Raw genomic sequence first — 15329 nt, 5'->3', positions numbered from 1 at the left:
CGCCCGGGCGGGGGGAGCGGGCCGGCGCGCCCCCATGACGAAGGGCCCCTCGCTGCTGCGAGAGGCCCTTCGGTCGGTGCGCCGCCAGGGACTCGAACCCCGGACCCGCTGATTAAGAGTCAGCTGCTCTAACCAACTGAGCTAGCGGCGCCTGCTGACCCGAGAACTCTACCCGACCGGGAGGGGTGCTCCGGACCACGGGGAGGGGTTCCGGGCCAGGTCGGAGGGGCCCCGTACATCATTCGGACCGTCAACATGCGACACCGGACGACAGTTGAGAAACTGACGACTGTGCGGAACCGCGGAGATTTTGCCCTGGAGTGTGAGGGGAATCGCATGGAGACTCCGGTATTCGAGGAATTCGATCCCGCGAGCGACTGCGACTGCCCCGGATGTGTTCACTGGCGCCGTGTCATGCCCCATTCCCCGAATACCGGGCTGGTGAGCCATCCGGCCGCCTGCAAGGCCCTCGTCCTCGCTGCGGCGGCGGGCACCGTCCTCGGAATCGGCCAGCCGACGCCGGCGGTCGCGGCCGCGCACGGACCCGACCGGCCGGGCATCCCCGCAGGTGACGAGCCCGACACCCCGCAAGGCAGCAAGGCCCCGCTGCACGGCCCCGAGGGCAGGCCGCCGGCGAAACCCGGGAAACCGTCGACCGTCACCAGGACGCCCGCCACCACCCGGGCCGAGATCATCAACCGGGCCAAGGAGTGGGTCGCCGCGCAGGTGCCGTACAGCATGGACGCCTACTGGTCGGACGGCTACCGGCAGGACTGCTCGGGCTTCGTCTCGATGGCCTGGAGCCTGCCGGGAAACGAATGGACGGGCAGTCTCGGCGCCTACGGCGTGCGGATTTCCCGCGATCAGCTCCAGCCCGGCGACATTCTTCTCTTCCACAATCCGGCGGACCCGGAGAAAGGCTCGCACGTCGTCATTTTCGGCGGCTGGACGGACTACACGCACACCTATTACCTCGCGTACGAGCAGACCCGCCCGCACACCCGGAAACAGGCCACCCCATACGGATACCGGAGCAACTCGGACCGCTATCTGCCGTACCGCTACAAGGGGCTGGACGACGGCGCGAGCGGCGCGGCCGCGTCCTCGCCGGACACCAAGGTCACCCGCTACCCGGGGTACGCGTACTTCGGCTACGGCGCCAACAACGCATACGTCACCCAGCTGGGCAGTCTGCTCGTGCAGCGGGGAGGGGGCCGCTTCTACACCTCGGGCCTGGGGCCGCGCTGGTCGGACGCGGACCAGCGGGCCACCCAGGCGTTCCAGCGGGCGCAGGGCTGGACCGGGGCGGACGCGGACGGACTGCCGGGGCCCGAGACGTGGTCGTACCTGGTGGGAAACAAGGGAAAGGACATCCCAGTGCCGTACGAGGCCGGATACCCCGGGCCGCAGCCGTCCGCTCCCTCCTCGCAACCCTCCTCGCACGGGGTGCCCGGCTATCCGGGGCGCGCGATGTTCCGGCCGGGCGCGCACAACCCCTATGTCACCCGGCTCGGAAAGCAGCTGGTCAAGAAGGGGTTCGGCAAGTACTACACAGCGGGGCCCGGCCCGCTCTGGGGCGAGGCGGACCGGCGCAACGTCGAGGCGTTCCAGCGGTCCCAGGGCTGGCGCGGCGGCGCGGCGGACGGTTTCCCGGGGCCCGAGACCTGGCGGCGGCTCTTCTCCTGAACCAGCCGGTCAGCTCCTGAACCAGCCGGTCAGCACACTTCCACGCGCGGAGGCATGGAGGCACGTATGAGTACGACGACTTCACACACCCCGGAGTCCGAGGGGGCCCCGGAGGGCGGCGGCGGTCCGCGGTCCGCACGGCTCATCCACAACGAGGCGACCACCGAGATCCCCGTCCACCTGCTCTTCCGCGACGACCCCGAGCCGGTCGCCGTCCCGCTCGCGCCCGCCGTCGTGGGCCGGCGGCGCGGCACCGGCGAGCAGCCGCGGATCCGGCGGCCCGCACCCGGCCGGGCCCCGCGCCCGGTACCGGAGGTCGACCCCGAACTGGTGGAGCACCCCGCACGGGTGCTGCCCGGAGTGGCGGGTGTGCTGGCCGGGGCCTGTGGCGTGGCCGGATGTGTGCTCACCACCTGGTGGGCGGGCGCGCTACCGCCTCCCGTGAGGGAGGCGTTGGAGCTTCCGGGGCACGCAGGCGCCGGGCTCGGGCCCGCGCAGTGGGCCGCGTATGCCGGGGCGGGCGCGCTCGGGCTGTTCGGCTTCGGCGGTCTCGCCCGCGGCCGGACCGGACGGGCCTGGGTGCTCGGCCTCTTCGGGCGCTACCGTGGCACGGTCCGGCGCACCGGGCTGATGTGGGTCAACCCGCTGGCGCTGCGCCGCCAGGTCGACGTACGGCTGCGGCACTGGCGCGGCGAGCCGATGTCCGTGGTCGACGCGAACGGCGTCGCGCTGCGGGTGGTCGTGCTCGTCGTCTGGCGCGTCAAGGACACCGCGCGTGCCACGCTCGGGGTCGAGGACCACGAGGCGTATCTGCGCGAGTGTGTGGAGGCGGCGCTCTCGCGGGTGCTCTCGCAGCTCCCGGCGGAGGTGCCGCCCGCCGTCGTCAAGGACGTGACCCTGCGCAACACGGACGCGGTCGGCGAGGCGCTGACCCGCCTGGTGGCCGCGGACACCGCACCGGTCGGCCTGGAGGTGTTCTCGGCGCAGCCGACCCGGATCGAGTACGCGCCCGAGATCGCCGCCGTGATGCAGCGCCGCCGGATCGCGGCGCTCGACGCCCAGCACCGCGACTCCGTGCTCACCTCGGTCGTCGACTCGGTCGAGGACACCGTGACGCGGCTGACCATGCGGGGGCTGGTCGAGCTGGACGACTACGAACGCAAGGCGCTGGTGAAGGACTTGACGGTGGCGTTCTACACGGGCCGCAGGGAAAGCTCACCGTGATTGGTATGGACATGTTCAAGGGTCAGCAATAATCTGGGACTTGGTCTAGACCTGAACACCGCGCGCACAGCTCACGAGAACCTCCCCCACGTCCTCCAGGAGCGGCAGGATGCGCAAAGCCAAGTTCTACGCGGCCGCGCTCGGCCTCGCCACCGTGGGCACCTTCGTGCTCTCGACCGGCGGCGCCAGCGCTCACGGCTACACCGACCAGCCCCTCAGCCGGCAGAAGATGTGCGCCGCCAGCGGCGGTACCGTCGCCAACTGCGGTGACATCCAGTGGGAGCCCCAGAGCGTCGAGGGTCCCAAGGGCTTCCCGGCGGCCGGACCGGCGGACGGCCAGATCTGTTCCGCGAACCACACCAACTTCAGCCAGCTCGACCAGCCCAAGACCCCCGCGGGCACGGCCTGGCCGACGACCAAGGTGACGGCCGGTCAGAGCTACAGCTTCCGCTGGCAGTTCACCGCCGTGCACGCCACGACCGACTTCAAGTACTTCATCACCAAGACCGGCTGGAACCAGAACCACGCGCTGACCCGCGCGGACCTGGAGACCACCCCGTTCCTGACGGTCCCCTACAACGGAGCGCGCCCCCCGTCCACGTTCTCGCACACCGGCACACTGCCGACCGGCAAGAGCGGGCACCACATCATCCTCGGCGTGTGGACGATCAACGACACGGCGAACGCGTTCTATTCGTGCGCGGACGTCACGTTCTGAGCCCCGCCCGGCGCAGGGCCCCACACCCGCTCGGGTAGGGTCCGCGTGCGTCGTGACCGATTCCGGTCGCGGCGCACGCGGGTTCCGTCTTCCGAGAGCACGGGGGTGCGCTTCATGGACTTCGTCTTCCACATACTCTTCCCGCTGATGATCGTCGGGATCATCTGGGCCGGCTACGCGATCGTGCGCAGGACCCAGGAGCGGCGGGCCGCCTGGGAGAGCGGGCTCACCGCCGAAGCGCGCGTGACGCGCGCCTGGGCCAGGACCCAGATGGTCAACAACGTGGCCCGACGGATCCAATACCACGAGTACGACTTCACGGCGGCCGACGGGCGCGCGATCCGCTTCGAGGAGGCGGGCGGCCCGGCGGGCCGGGGCGTGGGCGACCAGACGCTCGTGTACTACACCCAGGACCGGCCCGAGAAGGCCACCGCGTCCGAGCCCCGGCCGGGCAAGGACATGGCGGGAGCGGCGTTCGGTCTCGTCTTCCTCGGGGCGGGCGTCATCATCCTCATCAAGGTGATCGTCCAGTACGGCTGAGGACTCCGGCCCCGCGTCCGAATGTTCTGAGCATCCCTTGAGGCGCCCGCACGGCAGGTGGGGGTATGTTCCCCGCACGTCGACATGACCATGACGGCGCAAGGGGAGTCGTACGAACCTCGGGGGATCACGATGGATTTCATCTTCTATGCCGTGCCGGGCCTGATCATGGCCGTGACGATTCTGATGGCCGCCAAGGTGGTCCGCCGCTCGCTGGAGCTCAGGAGCAACTGGAACAGCGGGCTGACCGCCGAGGCGCGCTGTCTGCGGTCGTACACGACGACCAGCGGCGGCGGTGGCGACACCTCGGTCAGCACGACACTGCACCACGTCTACGAGTTCGCGACGCGCGAGGGCCGCAGTGTCCGCTTCGAGGAGGAGAACGGTCCCTCGACGATCGTCGAGGGCGACATCGTCACCGTGCACTACACGGCCCAGCACCCCGAGAAGGCCACCGCGCACGCGCCGAGCCCGGTCAAGGCCGCCGCGGGCACCATCGGCTTCCTGGTGTTCTTCGGCGTGATCATCGCCTTCTGCGTCGGCTTCATGATCACGTTCCACGAGGTCTTCCAGGCGAACGACGCGTTCCCCGACGGCTTCTGAGCGGCTTCTGAGCGGCCTCGGGGGCCACTTGGGCCGTACGGCCGGTGCCGCGCCCCTCCTCATCTGACGGTACGTCAATTATGGTGCGCCTCCATGGGGTCCATGAGGCGTACCGTCGCGGAACTCGTCCAGGAACGGTGGGACGACCACCGGCCGGGGCTGTGGTTCGAGGGCCGGGTGCTCAGCCACCACCGGGTGGCGGCGGGCGCGGCGGCACGGGCGGCGCTGCTCGCCGACCTGCTGCCGCCCGGCGCCGCACCGCACATCGGGCTGCTGCTCGACAACACCCCTGAATATCCGATGTGGTTGGGCGCGGCCGCCCTCGCGGGTGCGGCCGTCGCCGGCATCAATCCGACCCGGCGCGGCCCCGAACTGGCCCGCGACATCCTGCACACCGAGTGCCGCGTCCTGATCACCGAGCAGGCTCATCTGCCGCTGCTCGACGGTCTCGAACTCCCGGGCGTACGCGTCCTGGTGACCGACACGGACGCGTACGCCGACCTCGTGAGGGCGTACGAGGGCGCGAAGCCGGACGCCTCCAAGGCGACCCCCGACGCCCGCCTCCTCCTCTACTTCACCTCAGGCTCGACCGGCGCCCCCAAGGCCGCGATCTGCACCCAGGGCAGGCTCGCCGCCGCCGGGCGGTCGCTAGTCGACCACTTCGGGGTGCTCCCGGACGACACGCACTACATCTGCATGCCGATGTTCCACGGCAACGCGGTGATCGCCGACTGGGCGCCCGCGCTGGCGGCGGGCGCGGCGGTCGCGCTGCGTCGGCGGTTCTCCGCGTCGGGGTTCCTCGCCGACGTACGGGTCTGCGGGGCAACGTACTTCACCTATGTCGGCCGTGCCGTGCAGTACCTGCTGGCCACGCCCGTCCGCCCCGGCGACCGCGACAACCCGCTGCGGATGGGCTTCGGCACGGAGGCCGGCGCGGTCGACGCGGCCGCCTTCGAGGAACGCTTCGGAGTGCGCCTGGTGGAGGGGTACGGCTCCTCGGAGGGCGGCGCGGCCATCCAGCGGGCGCCCGGCACCCCGGCCGGGGCGATCGGACGGGCGGCACCCGGCGACGACCTCGCGGTGGTCGACCCGCAGACCCGCGCCGAATGCCCGCCGGCCGTGTTCTCCGCCGACGGACGTCTCCTCAACGGAGCCGACGCGATAGGGGAGTTGGTGAACCGCGGCGCCAACCCCTTCGAGGGCTACTGGCGCAACCCGGACGCGGACGCCGCCCGGCGACGCGACGGCTGGTACTGGACGGGAGACCTCTTCTACCGCGACGGCGACGGATTCCTCTACTTCGCGGGCCGCACCGACGACCGGCTGCGCGTCGACAGCGAGAACCTCGCCGCCGCGATGATCGAGAACATCCTCGCCCGGTACGGGGACGCCGCCGCCGTGGCGGTGTACGCGGTGCCGGATCCCGTCGCCGGGGACCAGGTGATGGCGGCGGTGGCGCTGCGGCCGGGGCTCTCCTTCGATCCACTCTCCTTCGGCGAATTCCTGCTCTCCCAGCCCGACTTGGGCACCAAGATGGCGCCCCGCTTCGTACGGGTCGTGGAGCGGATGCCCGTCACCGCCACCAACAAGATCCACCGGGTGGGGCTGCGGCGAGAGGGTTTCCGGTGCCCGGATCCGGTGTGGTGGCGCCCGGCGGGGCAGTGCGCGTACCGGAGGCTGGAGGCGACGGACGTCGAGGGCCTGGTGGCCGAGTACCGGGCACGGGGGCGGGAGGAACTGCTCGCGAGGTAGGGCCGGCCCTACCTCGACCACACCCCCTGCTCGTATGGTCCGGCGTGCCGGGCGCCGCCTAACGTGGCCGCATGATCAGCAGAGTCGGGCCGTGGCGTGCGGCCGGGTATCTCGTCACCGGCGTACTGGTAGGCGTTCCGCTGCTCGTCGGGCTGCTGGTGCTCGGCGTCGTGGGCGCGGCCCTCACCCCCGTGCTCGTCGGGCTGCCGCTGCTGGCGCTGCTCGCGCTGACCGGCGTACCCATGGGGGCGGTGGAGCGGTGGCGGCTGCGGCTCATGGACCCGGCGCGGGTGCCCGACCCCCACCGCACCCCGGACGAGCCGGGCCTCACCGCCTGGGCCAGGCTCCGGTTCGGCGAGCCGGTGACCTGGCGGGAACTGGCGTACGCCGTGCTGCTCGCCTGCGTGCTGTGGCCGCTGGACCTGCTGGTGCTGGCGGGGGCGCTGGGAGTGCCGGGCGCCATGCTGGGGGCGCCGGTGCAACTGGCCGTCTCCGGCGGTGACACCCGCATCGCCAAGCTGTGGCTGATCGACTCGTACGGGCAGGCGTTCCTGTGCGCGGCGGGCGGGCTCGTCCTGCTCCTCGTACTCCTGTGGCCGCTCGCGCTGTACGCCCGTGCCCGCGCCGCCCTCGCCCGGCTGTTCCTCGCCGCGCGCGAGCCCGAACAGCGGCTCGCCGAGGTGACGAAGTCCCGGGCGCGGCTGGTGGCCGCCTTCGAGGCCGAGCGGCGGCGGATCGAGCGGGATCTGCACGACGGGGCGCAGCAACGGCTGGTGGCGCTCAGCATGAAACTGGGCCTCGCACGGCTCGACGCCCCGCCCGAGCTGGCGGAGCGGCTCACGGCCGCCCATGAGGAAGCCGACCAAGTCCTCGGTGAACTGCGGGAGTTGATCCACGGCATCCATCCGCAGGTGCTCGCGGACTACGGGCTCGGGGACGCCATCGCCGACGCCGCAGACCGGTCCGCCGTACCCGTGGAGGTGGACGTGCGGCTGCCGCGGTTCGCCGAATCCGTGGAGGCCGCGGCGTACTTCGCGGTGCGCGAGGCGCTCGCGAACGTGGGCCGGCACAGCGGGGCGGGCCGGGCGTGGATCAGCGGGCGGTACGGGGAAGGCCGTGGCGGGGAGGGGCTGCTGCGGATCGAGGTACGGGACGACGGCCGCGGAGGTGCCGATCCGCTCGCCGGCTCCGGACTCACCGGTCTCGCCGACCGGCTGGCCGTCCTCGATGGAACACTGACCGTCGACAGTCCGCCCGGCGGTCCCACCGTGCTGTGTATGGAGATCCCTTGCTGAGAGTCGTGCTCGCCGAGGACAGTGTGCTGCTGCGGGAAGGCCTGGTGGGACTGCTGGCCCGCTTCGGACACGAGGTCGTCGCGGCGGTCGGCGACGCGCGGGCGCTCACCGAAGCCGTCCCGGAGTACGCCCCCGACCTCGTCGTCACCGACGTACGCATGCCGCCCGGCTTCCAGGACGAGGGGCTCCGCGCGGCCCTCGCCCTGCGAGCGGCGGACCCGCGTCTGCCGGTGCTCGTCCTCAGCCAGTACGTCCAGCGGGCGTACGCCGCCGAGCTCCTCGACACCGGGGACGGCACCGGCGTCGGCTACCTCCTCAAGGACCGCGTCGGACAGGTCGAACAGTTCGCCGAGGCGGTGGAGCGGGTGGCCGCGGGCGGGACGGTCGTCGACCCCGAGGTCGTACGGCAGCTGCTGCGCCGCCGCCGCGATCCGCTGGAGGCGCTGACGCCCCGCGAGCGCGAGGTCCTCGGTCTGGTGGCCGAGGGGAAGTCCAACGGGGCGATCGCACGCGAGCTGGTCGTGACGGAGGCGGCCGTCGGCAAGCACATCGGGAACATCCTGGGGAAGCTGGAGCTGCCTCCGGCGCAGGACACGCATCGGCGGGTGCTGGCCGTGCTGGCCTATCTGCGGGGCTAGGGAGTGCCCGTCCGGACATGCGTGAAGGCCCCCCACTTCAGTGGAGGGCCCTCTTCTGTGCGCCGCCAGGGACTCGAACCCCGGACCCGCTGATTAAGAGTCAGCTGCTCTAACCAACTGAGCTAGCGGCGCATGACTCCCGCCTCCCGCTCTCGCGGTCGGCGACAAAAGAAATACTACCTGGTCCGCAGGGGTGCTTCTGACCACCCGGCGGTGGCGCCCCGGTGACCGCCCGGGGCGCTGGGGAGAGGCCCGAAAGGCCGGCCCTAGATCGCCAGGGAGAGCAGGACCGGGGCGGCTCCCCGGTTCAGCGAGTCCGCCGCCTGGCGGAGCCGGTGGGCGTGCTCGACCGGGAGGGAGAGGGCCAGGCAGCCGACGGAGGAGCCCGCCGTGATGGGGACGGCCGCGCAGACCGTGCCGATCGCGTACTCCTGGAGATCCAGCACGGGCACGGTGGCCGGGTGGGCGTCGAGGCGGGACAGGAGGAGCCGCTCGTTGGTGATGGTGCGCGAGGTGAGGCGGGCCATCTTGTGGCGGGAGAGGTGGTCGCGGCGGCCGTTGTGGTCGAGCTGGCCGAGAAGGCTCTTGCCGATCGCGCTGGCGTGGGCGGACGAGCGGAAGTCGACCCACTCGTTGACCGCCGGGGTCGCCGGGCCGGTGGCGCACTGGGTGACGTGGATCTCACCGTCGACGTACCGGCTGATGTAGATCGCGGCGCCGACCGAGTCGCGCAGCCGGTCGATGGTCTGCTGGAGTTTTTCGCGCAGCGCCTGGTCGCGGCCGTGCGCTGAGCCGAGCCTGCTGAGGGCGGCACCGGTCACGTACGCGCCGTCGGCGATCTGCTCGACGTACCCCTCCCGGCGCAGCATCCGCAGCAGTGCGGTCAGGCGCTCGGCGTCGAGGCGGGTCTGGCGGGCGAGTTCGGTGTCGGTGACACCGGTGGAGTGCCGTGACACTGTCTCCAGGACGCGGAGGGCGTCCTGGGCCGAGTGGTACGGCGCGGTCGGCTCGTGCTTCAGCGCCACGGATTCCCCCTGCGCTTCATGGGCCCGGCTCAAAACAAGACACAGCCCGGACAGCCGGGCTCCCTCCACGATACCCACCAAAGGGCCTGCTGTGAGCGTCTGTTGACGAGATTGATGGCGCGTTCCAACCCTCTCAGCAGGAACGCACCACCCTGGCATATGCCAAAGTCATGGCACATGGGGCATGCCCCATGTGCCGGACCTCGCACCTTGCCGTGTCCGCCGTCATTCACTCCCCGTCGTCACAGCACCGCACCGAGAAATTCCCGGGTCCGGTCGTGCTCCGGATCGCTGAAGATCTTCTCCGGCGGACCGGACTCGATGACGCGGCCGGAATCGAACATCAGCACCTGGTCCGAGATGTCCCGGGCGAAATTCATCTCGTGGGTCACGCAGAGCATCGTGATGTCCGTGGTGCGGGCGATGTCACGGAGAAGGTCGAGGACGCCCGCGACCAGCTCGGGGTCGAGCGCGGACGTCACCTCGTCCAGGAGCAGCACCTGAGGCCGCATCGCCAGCGCGCGGGCGATCGCGACGCGCTGCTGCTGGCCGCCGGACAGCCGGCTGGGACGCTCGTCGCACTTGTCCGCGAGACCGACCAGGTCGAGCAGCTCGCGGGCCCGCGCCTCGGCCTCGTCCCTGGACAGGCCGAGGACGGTGACCGGCGCCTCGGTGAGGTTCCTGAGCACCGACATGTTCGGGAACAGGTTGAACTGCTGGAAGACCATCCCGATCTTCTTGCGGACCTCGCGGATCTGCTTCTCGCCCGCCGGGAAGAGCTGCTCCCCGGCGACCGTGATCGTGCCCTCGTCCGGCTCGGCCAGCGTCATCAGCAGCCGCAGGATCGTCGTCTTGCCGGAGCCGGACGGGCCGATCAGCGTGACGTGCTTTCCGGGGTCGACGCGGAAGTCGAGGCCGTCGAGGACGGTGTTGTCCCCGAAGCGCTTGGTGACCTTGTCGAAGCGGATCAGCTCTTCGGTCTTCGTATCAGCGGACAAGACGTCGCTCCAGGGCTCGCAGAAGCAGGGAAGCCGGATAGGAAATGAGGATGAAGGCCACGCCGATGACCGTGAGCGGCTCGGTGAACTGGAAGTGCTGCTGCGAGTACAGCCGCGCCTCGCCGAGCATCTCCATCACGGTGATCACCATCAGGATCGGGGTGTCCTTGAGCATCGAGATGACGTAGTTGCCGAGCGGAGGCACCACCCGGCGGATCGCCTGCGGCAGGATCACCGCGGTCCAGGTGCGCCGCACGGGCAGGCTGAGCGCCGTGGCCGCTTCCCACTGGCCGGCGGGCACCGCCTCGATACCGGCCCGGTAGACCTGCATCGTGTACGTCGAGTAGTGCAGCCCGATCGCGACGACACCGGTGGTCAGCGCGGAGAACGTGATGTCCCACTCGGGCAGCACATAGAAGAGGAAGAACAGCTGCACCAGCAGCGGGGTGTTGCGGATGAACTCCGTGACCACCCCGACCGGCCAGCGCACCCAGCGCGTCGGCGTCCGCATCAGCAGCGCCCACACCAGACCGAGGGCGAAGGAGATCACCGAGCCGAGGGCCAGTGCCTGCAGGGTGACCAGCAGCCCGTCCCAGAAGTGCGGCATGAAATCACCGACCGCGCTCCAGTCCCACTTCATGAGGCACCTCCGCTCGCGGCTCCCACGCCGGTCGTCTGCGCGCGCTTGAGCTCACGCGCCGCCGTCTCCGTCCCGGGGTCCTTGCCGGCCTCGGCCTTCAGCCGCTTCTCCAGACCGCGCATCAGCCGCGTGAGCAGGAAGGCGATCACGAAGTAGATCAGCAGGACGTACGTGTAGACCTCCGCGCTCTGCTGCAACGCGAGCCGCACCAGGTTGGCGCTGAACGACAGATCGCCCATGCCCATGACGGAGACCAGGGCCGTGCCCTTGAGCAGCTCGACCAGCAGGTTGCAGAAGGAGGGGATCATCTCGGGCACCGCCTGCGGCAGCAGGACCAGCCGCATCCGCTGCCAGGGCGTGAAGCCGAGCGCGATCCCGCCCTCACGCTGCGCCGGGTCGACCGCGTTCAGGGCGCCGCGCACGATCTCGGAGCCGTACGCCCCGTACGTCAGTCCCAGCGCCAGCGTGCCCGCCCACATCGGGACGAGCTGCCAGCCGAAGGCGAGCGGCAGCACGAAGTACACCCAGAAGATCATGATCAGCGCGGAGGTGCCACGGAACACCTCGGTGTAGAAGCCCGCGAGGAAGCGGACGATCCACCACCGCGAGGTGCGCGCGATCCCGACGGCGAAGGAGAGCGCACCGGCCAACAGGGCGCTGAAGAACAGCAGTTGGATGGTGATCCAGATCCCTTTGAGTACGAGTTCCCAGAGTCCCGAGGTCATCCGCGGCACAGCTCCTTCGCGGTCATGTCGGTCATCTCGGCCTTGGTGAAGCCGAACGGCTGGAGGATGCGGAACAGCTCGCCGCTGTCCTTCAGCTTCCTGAGCTCCACGTTGAAGGCGTCCCGCAGCTTCGTCTCCGGCGACCGGAACGCGAAGCCGCCGCCGTCGACATGCGGCTTGCCCTTCACCAGCGGCGCGAAGGGCTTCGTACTCTCGGCCCTGCCGGACTTCTTGACCACCTCACGGGTGGTCAGCGCCGTCCCCGCGAAGGCGTCGACACGTCCCGCCTCGACGGCGTTCAGCCCGGCCACCTGATCCGGCACGATCAGGATGTCGCTCTCCTTGTACCCGGCCTCGACCGCGTACTGAATCTCGGCGTACCCGGTCCCCGTCGCGAACTTGGCCTTCTTCGCGACGACATCCTTGTAGTCGTGCAGCCCCTTCGGGTTGCCCTTGCGCACGATGAACGCGTCGAGCATCTGGTAGTCCGGATCCGCGAAGATGACCTGCGCGCAGCGCTCGGGGTTGATGTACATCCCGGCGGACACGACATCGAACTGCTGCGAGTTGAGCCCGGGTATGAGCGAGCCGAACTCGGTCGGCACCGGCTGGACGCGATCGACTCCCAGCCGTTTGAAGACGGCCTTCGCGAGTTCCGGCGCCTCGCCCGTCAGCTCGCCGTTCCTGTCGATGTACCCGAAGGGGACCTCACCCGCGATACCCAGCCGTACGACACCCTGCGCCTTCAGCCGGTCGAGGAGATCACCGCCGTCCGTGCCGGCCGCCGTGGCGACACGACTGCAGCCGGCGGCGCCCAGCGCCCCGACGGTGCCGAACACGGAGGCACCCGCGAGCAGCGACCGCCGGCTGGGCCCTCGTTTCTCTGTGCCATTCCCAAGTGGTGGAACCATGGCCGCGCGACTACCCGGGGCCATGTGATCTATGCGGATCGATTTTGAGCCCCGTCCGTCACCGAGGCCACATCGACCCCCGTGGGACCTTGGAACGCAGGGCCTAGACCCTGGTGGGAGCATCGATTCCAGCGACCCCCGCCTCGTACAGCGCGTGCGCCGTCCGCAGGACGAGGTCGTCGCGGTGGCGGGCGGCCACGATCTGGAGGCCGACCGGGAGGCCGTCAGGGGCGAGGCCGACGGGAACGGTCGCCGCGGGCTGCTGCGTCATGTTGAAGGGGTACGTGAACGGGGTCCAGCCCGTCCAGCGACGGTGACTGGAGCCGGCCGGGACCTCGGCGCCCGCCTCGAAGGCCGTCAACGGAAGGGTCGGGGTGACCAGGACGTCGTACGACTCGTGGAAGCGGCCCATCCGCCGTCCGAGCCCCATCCGGACGTCCACCGCGGCGAGATAGTCCAGCGCGCTGATGCGCGCGCCGAGGCCGGATATCTCGCGCAGGCCCGGGTCGAGCAACTCCCGCTGGTGGGGCCCGAAGGGTTGGGTCAGACGGGCCGCCGCGCCGAACCAGAGCGTGTGGAAGGCGTCCAACGGGTCGGTCAGGTCGGGGTCGGCCTCGGTGACGTACGCGCCGAGCCCCGCGAGCCGCTCCACCGCACGCCGTACGGCCGCCGCGACGGCGGGGCGGACCGCGACCTGCCCGCCCAGAGAGGGCGAGTACGCGACCCGCAGGCCCCGCACCCCGCCCTCCAGCGCGTCCACGAAGGAGCCGCCGACCGGCCCGAGCGCCGACCAGTCCCGCGCGTCGGGGCCGCTGATCACGTCCATCAACAGCGCGGCGTCGGCGGCGTCCCGCGTCATCGGGCCCACATGCGAGAGCGTCCCGAACGCGCTCGCGGGATACAGCGGCACTCTCCCGTACGTCGGCTTCAGCCCGAATATCCCGCAGAAGGCGGCCGGGATGCGGACACTCCCGCCGCCGTCCGTGCCGAGGGACAGCGGGCCCGCGCCGAGCGCCACGGCCGCCGCGCTGCCACCGCTGGAGCCGCCCGACGTGCGCGAGACGTCGTACGGATTGCGGGTCACCCCCGTCAGGGCCGAGTCCGTGACGCCCTTCCAGCCGAACTGGGGCGTCGTCGTCTTGCCGAGGAAGACGGCACCGTGCTCCCGCAGCCGGGCCACGGACGGCGCGTCCTCGTCCCAACGGCCCTGCGGATCAACGGTCCTGGAGCCGCGCAGCGTCGGGCGGCCGCGCAGCAGGAGGACGTCCTTGACGGTGACCGGGACGCCGTCCAGGAGGCCCGCGGGCTCGCCCCGCCGCCACCGCTCCGCCGACTCCTGGGCCTGGGCGAGCGCTTCCTCCGCGTCCAGCCGTACGAACGCGTTCACGGCGGGCTGGACGGCGTCGGCCCGCTCCAGGGCCGCGCGGGTCGCCTCCACGGGGCTGAACTCGCCCTTGCGATAACCATCGACGAGTCGTCCGGCGGTCAGCTCGGTGAGTTCCGACATCGGCCCCTCCAAAGGGAGTTCAGTGTCCCGGCACGTACCCACGCCTCTTGTCGACGACGTTCAGGAGCTGCTTCCCCGCCGCCCAGCGCTCGTACAACTCCACGAACTGCTTACCCAGTTCGTCCCGCCAGCCGACCGTGTCCCCGCTCATGTGCGGCGACACGATCAGCCCCGGGACATCCCACAACGGGCTGTCGGGGCCGAGCGGTTCATGCTGGAAGACATCGAGGGCCGCGCCCGCGATCCACCGCTTCGACAGCGCCTCGGCGAGCGCGTCCTCGACGACGAGCTGCCCGCGCCCGACGTTGATGAAGCGCGCCGACGGCTGCATCATCCCGAAGTGCCGCGCGTCGAACATGCCGCGCGTGGTCTCGGTGAGCGGCGCCGCGGACACCACCCAGTCGGCGCGCGCCATCAGCCGGCCCAGCTCCTCGGGTCCGTGGATACCGGTCCGCGCAGTGCGCCCCACCAGGGCCGTCGTGACGTCGAGCGCCTTGAGCGTCCTGACGATCGCCCGCCCGACCGGCCCGGAACCGACCACGCACGCCCGGGTCCCCGCCACGCGCTGCGCGTCGCGATGCCGCCACTCCCGGCGGCGCTGGAGATCCCAGCTCCGCGGCAGATCCTTCGCCATGGACAGCACCAGCGCGGCGACGTACTCCGCGATCGGCTGGTCGAAGACGCCACGCGCGTTGGTCACCACCGTGTCGGACGCGGCGAGCTCGGGACACATCAGATGGTCCACCCCCGCGCTCGCCGTGTGCACCCAGCGCGGCCGCGGACCCTCGCCGGGCCAGGCACGGCGTACGGCGCCCGAGGTGAAGTCCCAGACGAGCAGTACGTCCGCGTTCGGCAGCCGCGCGGCCAGCGTGGACTCGTCGGCGTGCTCGATCCGCACCCGGCCGGTGAGGCTGCCGAGGCGGGGGAGAGGCTCGGCGTCCAGAACGAGGAGCGTGGTCATCGGGGGCAGCCGTTTCGCCATGCGGGTCCGCTCTGCCGGGGGAGTTCCAGCCGTCTGAGATGCGCGGATTGACCACGCTCGCACCCGAACCTACCTTCGTCAACAC

Annotated in this window: 15 protein-coding genes and 2 tRNA genes; 8 read left to right on the top strand and 9 right to left on the bottom strand. The window is 70.9% G+C overall.

Going from position 1 to position 15329, the window contains the following annotated elements; genetic code table 11:
• Positions 1–77: 77 nt before the first annotated feature.
• Positions 78–151: transfer RNA gene (locus tag OG975_RS17970), tRNA-Lys, on the bottom strand.
• 185 nt (positions 152–336) lie between these two features.
• Here OG975_RS17970 and OG975_RS17965 point away from each other — a divergent pair.
• From OG975_RS17965 to OG975_RS17930, 8 genes are all read left to right on the top strand, one after another.
• Positions 337–1686, top strand: coding sequence for a peptidoglycan-binding protein (locus OG975_RS17965; protein ID WP_406330291.1), 1350 nt, complete (start codon positions 337–339; stop codon positions 1684–1686).
• 66 nt (positions 1687–1752) lie between these two features.
• A complete protein-coding gene (locus OG975_RS17960; RefSeq protein WP_406330290.1) occupies positions 1753–2910 on the top strand; it encodes an SPFH domain-containing protein in 1158 nt (385 codons plus the stop codon).
• 109 nt (positions 2911–3019) lie between these two features.
• Positions 3020–3628 carry a lytic polysaccharide monooxygenase gene (locus OG975_RS17955; RefSeq protein ID WP_327428972.1) on the top strand — a complete coding sequence of 203 codons (609 nt, stop codon included), beginning with the start codon at positions 3020–3022 and terminating at the stop codon, positions 3626–3628.
• A 114-nt stretch (positions 3629–3742) separates the two neighbouring features.
• Positions 3743–4168, top strand: coding sequence for a DUF3592 domain-containing protein (locus OG975_RS17950; RefSeq protein ID WP_406330289.1), 426 nt, complete (start codon positions 3743–3745; stop codon positions 4166–4168).
• Positions 4169–4300: 132 nt separating this feature from the next.
• Positions 4301–4771 carry a DUF3592 domain-containing protein gene (locus OG975_RS17945; protein WP_406330288.1) on the top strand — a complete coding sequence of 157 codons (471 nt, stop codon included), beginning with the start codon at positions 4301–4303 and terminating at the stop codon, positions 4769–4771.
• A 93-nt stretch (positions 4772–4864) separates the two neighbouring features.
• Positions 4865–6523, top strand: coding sequence for an AMP-binding protein (locus OG975_RS17940; RefSeq protein WP_406330287.1), 1659 nt, complete (start codon positions 4865–4867; stop codon positions 6521–6523).
• Positions 6524–6594: 71 nt separating this feature from the next.
• A complete protein-coding gene (locus OG975_RS17935; RefSeq protein ID WP_406330286.1) occupies positions 6595–7818 on the top strand; it encodes a sensor histidine kinase in 1224 nt (407 codons plus the stop codon).
• A gap of 5 nt (positions 7819–7823) precedes the next feature.
• Positions 7824–8456, top strand: a complete 633-nt coding sequence (locus OG975_RS17930) for a response regulator (RefSeq protein WP_406336308.1) — start codon at positions 7824–7826, stop codon at positions 8454–8456.
• 58 nt (positions 8457–8514) lie between these two features.
• Here the strand turns inward: OG975_RS17930 and OG975_RS17925 are convergent.
• The 8 genes from OG975_RS17925 to OG975_RS17890 all read right to left on the bottom strand — a co-directional run bounded on the left by OG975_RS17925 (position 8515) and on the right by OG975_RS17890 (position 15223).
• Positions 8515–8588: transfer RNA gene (locus OG975_RS17925), tRNA-Lys, on the bottom strand.
• 134 nt (positions 8589–8722) lie between these two features.
• A complete protein-coding gene (locus OG975_RS17920) occupies positions 8723–9481 on the bottom strand; it encodes an IclR family transcriptional regulator (RefSeq protein WP_406330285.1) in 759 nt (252 codons plus the stop codon).
• Between the two features lie 242 nt (positions 9482–9723).
• The gene (ehuA, locus tag OG975_RS17915; RefSeq protein WP_406330284.1) at positions 9724–10479 is read right to left on the bottom strand and encodes an ectoine/hydroxyectoine ABC transporter ATP-binding protein EhuA; all 756 of its coding nucleotides are present in this window, start codon (positions 10477–10479) and stop codon (positions 9724–9726) included.
• Complete coding sequence (gene ehuD / locus OG975_RS17910; RefSeq protein WP_406330283.1) at positions 10469–11119, bottom strand: ectoine/hydroxyectoine ABC transporter permease subunit EhuD; 651 nt, start codon at positions 11117–11119, stop codon at positions 10469–10471. The genes ehuA and ehuD overlap by 11 nt, the downstream gene beginning before the upstream one ends.
• Positions 11116–11844, bottom strand: coding sequence for an ectoine/hydroxyectoine ABC transporter permease subunit EhuC (ehuC, locus tag OG975_RS17905; protein ID WP_406330282.1), 729 nt, complete (start codon positions 11842–11844; stop codon positions 11116–11118). Before ehuC ends, ehuD begins: the two co-directional genes overlap by 4 nt.
• On the bottom strand, positions 11841–12779 hold the full coding sequence (gene ehuB, locus OG975_RS17900; protein WP_406330281.1) for an ectoine/hydroxyectoine ABC transporter substrate-binding protein EhuB: 939 nt from the start codon (positions 12777–12779) through the stop codon (positions 11841–11843). The genes ehuC and ehuB overlap by 4 nt, the downstream gene beginning before the upstream one ends.
• A 79-nt stretch (positions 12780–12858) precedes the next feature.
• Positions 12859–14262: an amidase gene (locus tag OG975_RS17895; RefSeq protein ID WP_406330280.1), complete on the bottom strand. Its 1404-nt coding sequence runs from the start codon at positions 14260–14262 to the stop codon at positions 12859–12861.
• 19 nt (positions 14263–14281) lie between these two features.
• Positions 14282–15223 (bottom strand): D-2-hydroxyacid dehydrogenase, encoded by a 942-nt coding sequence (locus OG975_RS17890; RefSeq protein ID WP_406330279.1) that lies wholly within the window; start codon positions 15221–15223, stop codon positions 14282–14284.
• Between the last annotated feature and the right edge of the window lie 106 nt (positions 15224–15329).

The sequence above is a fragment of the Streptomyces sp. NBC_00203 genome (assembly GCF_045206325.1).
Classification (GTDB): domain Bacteria; phylum Actinomycetota; class Actinomycetes; order Streptomycetales; family Streptomycetaceae; genus Streptomyces; species Streptomyces lutosisoli.
The sequence above is the reverse complement of the archived record's forward strand: the minus strand, read 5'-3'. Positions and strand labels throughout refer to the sequence as shown.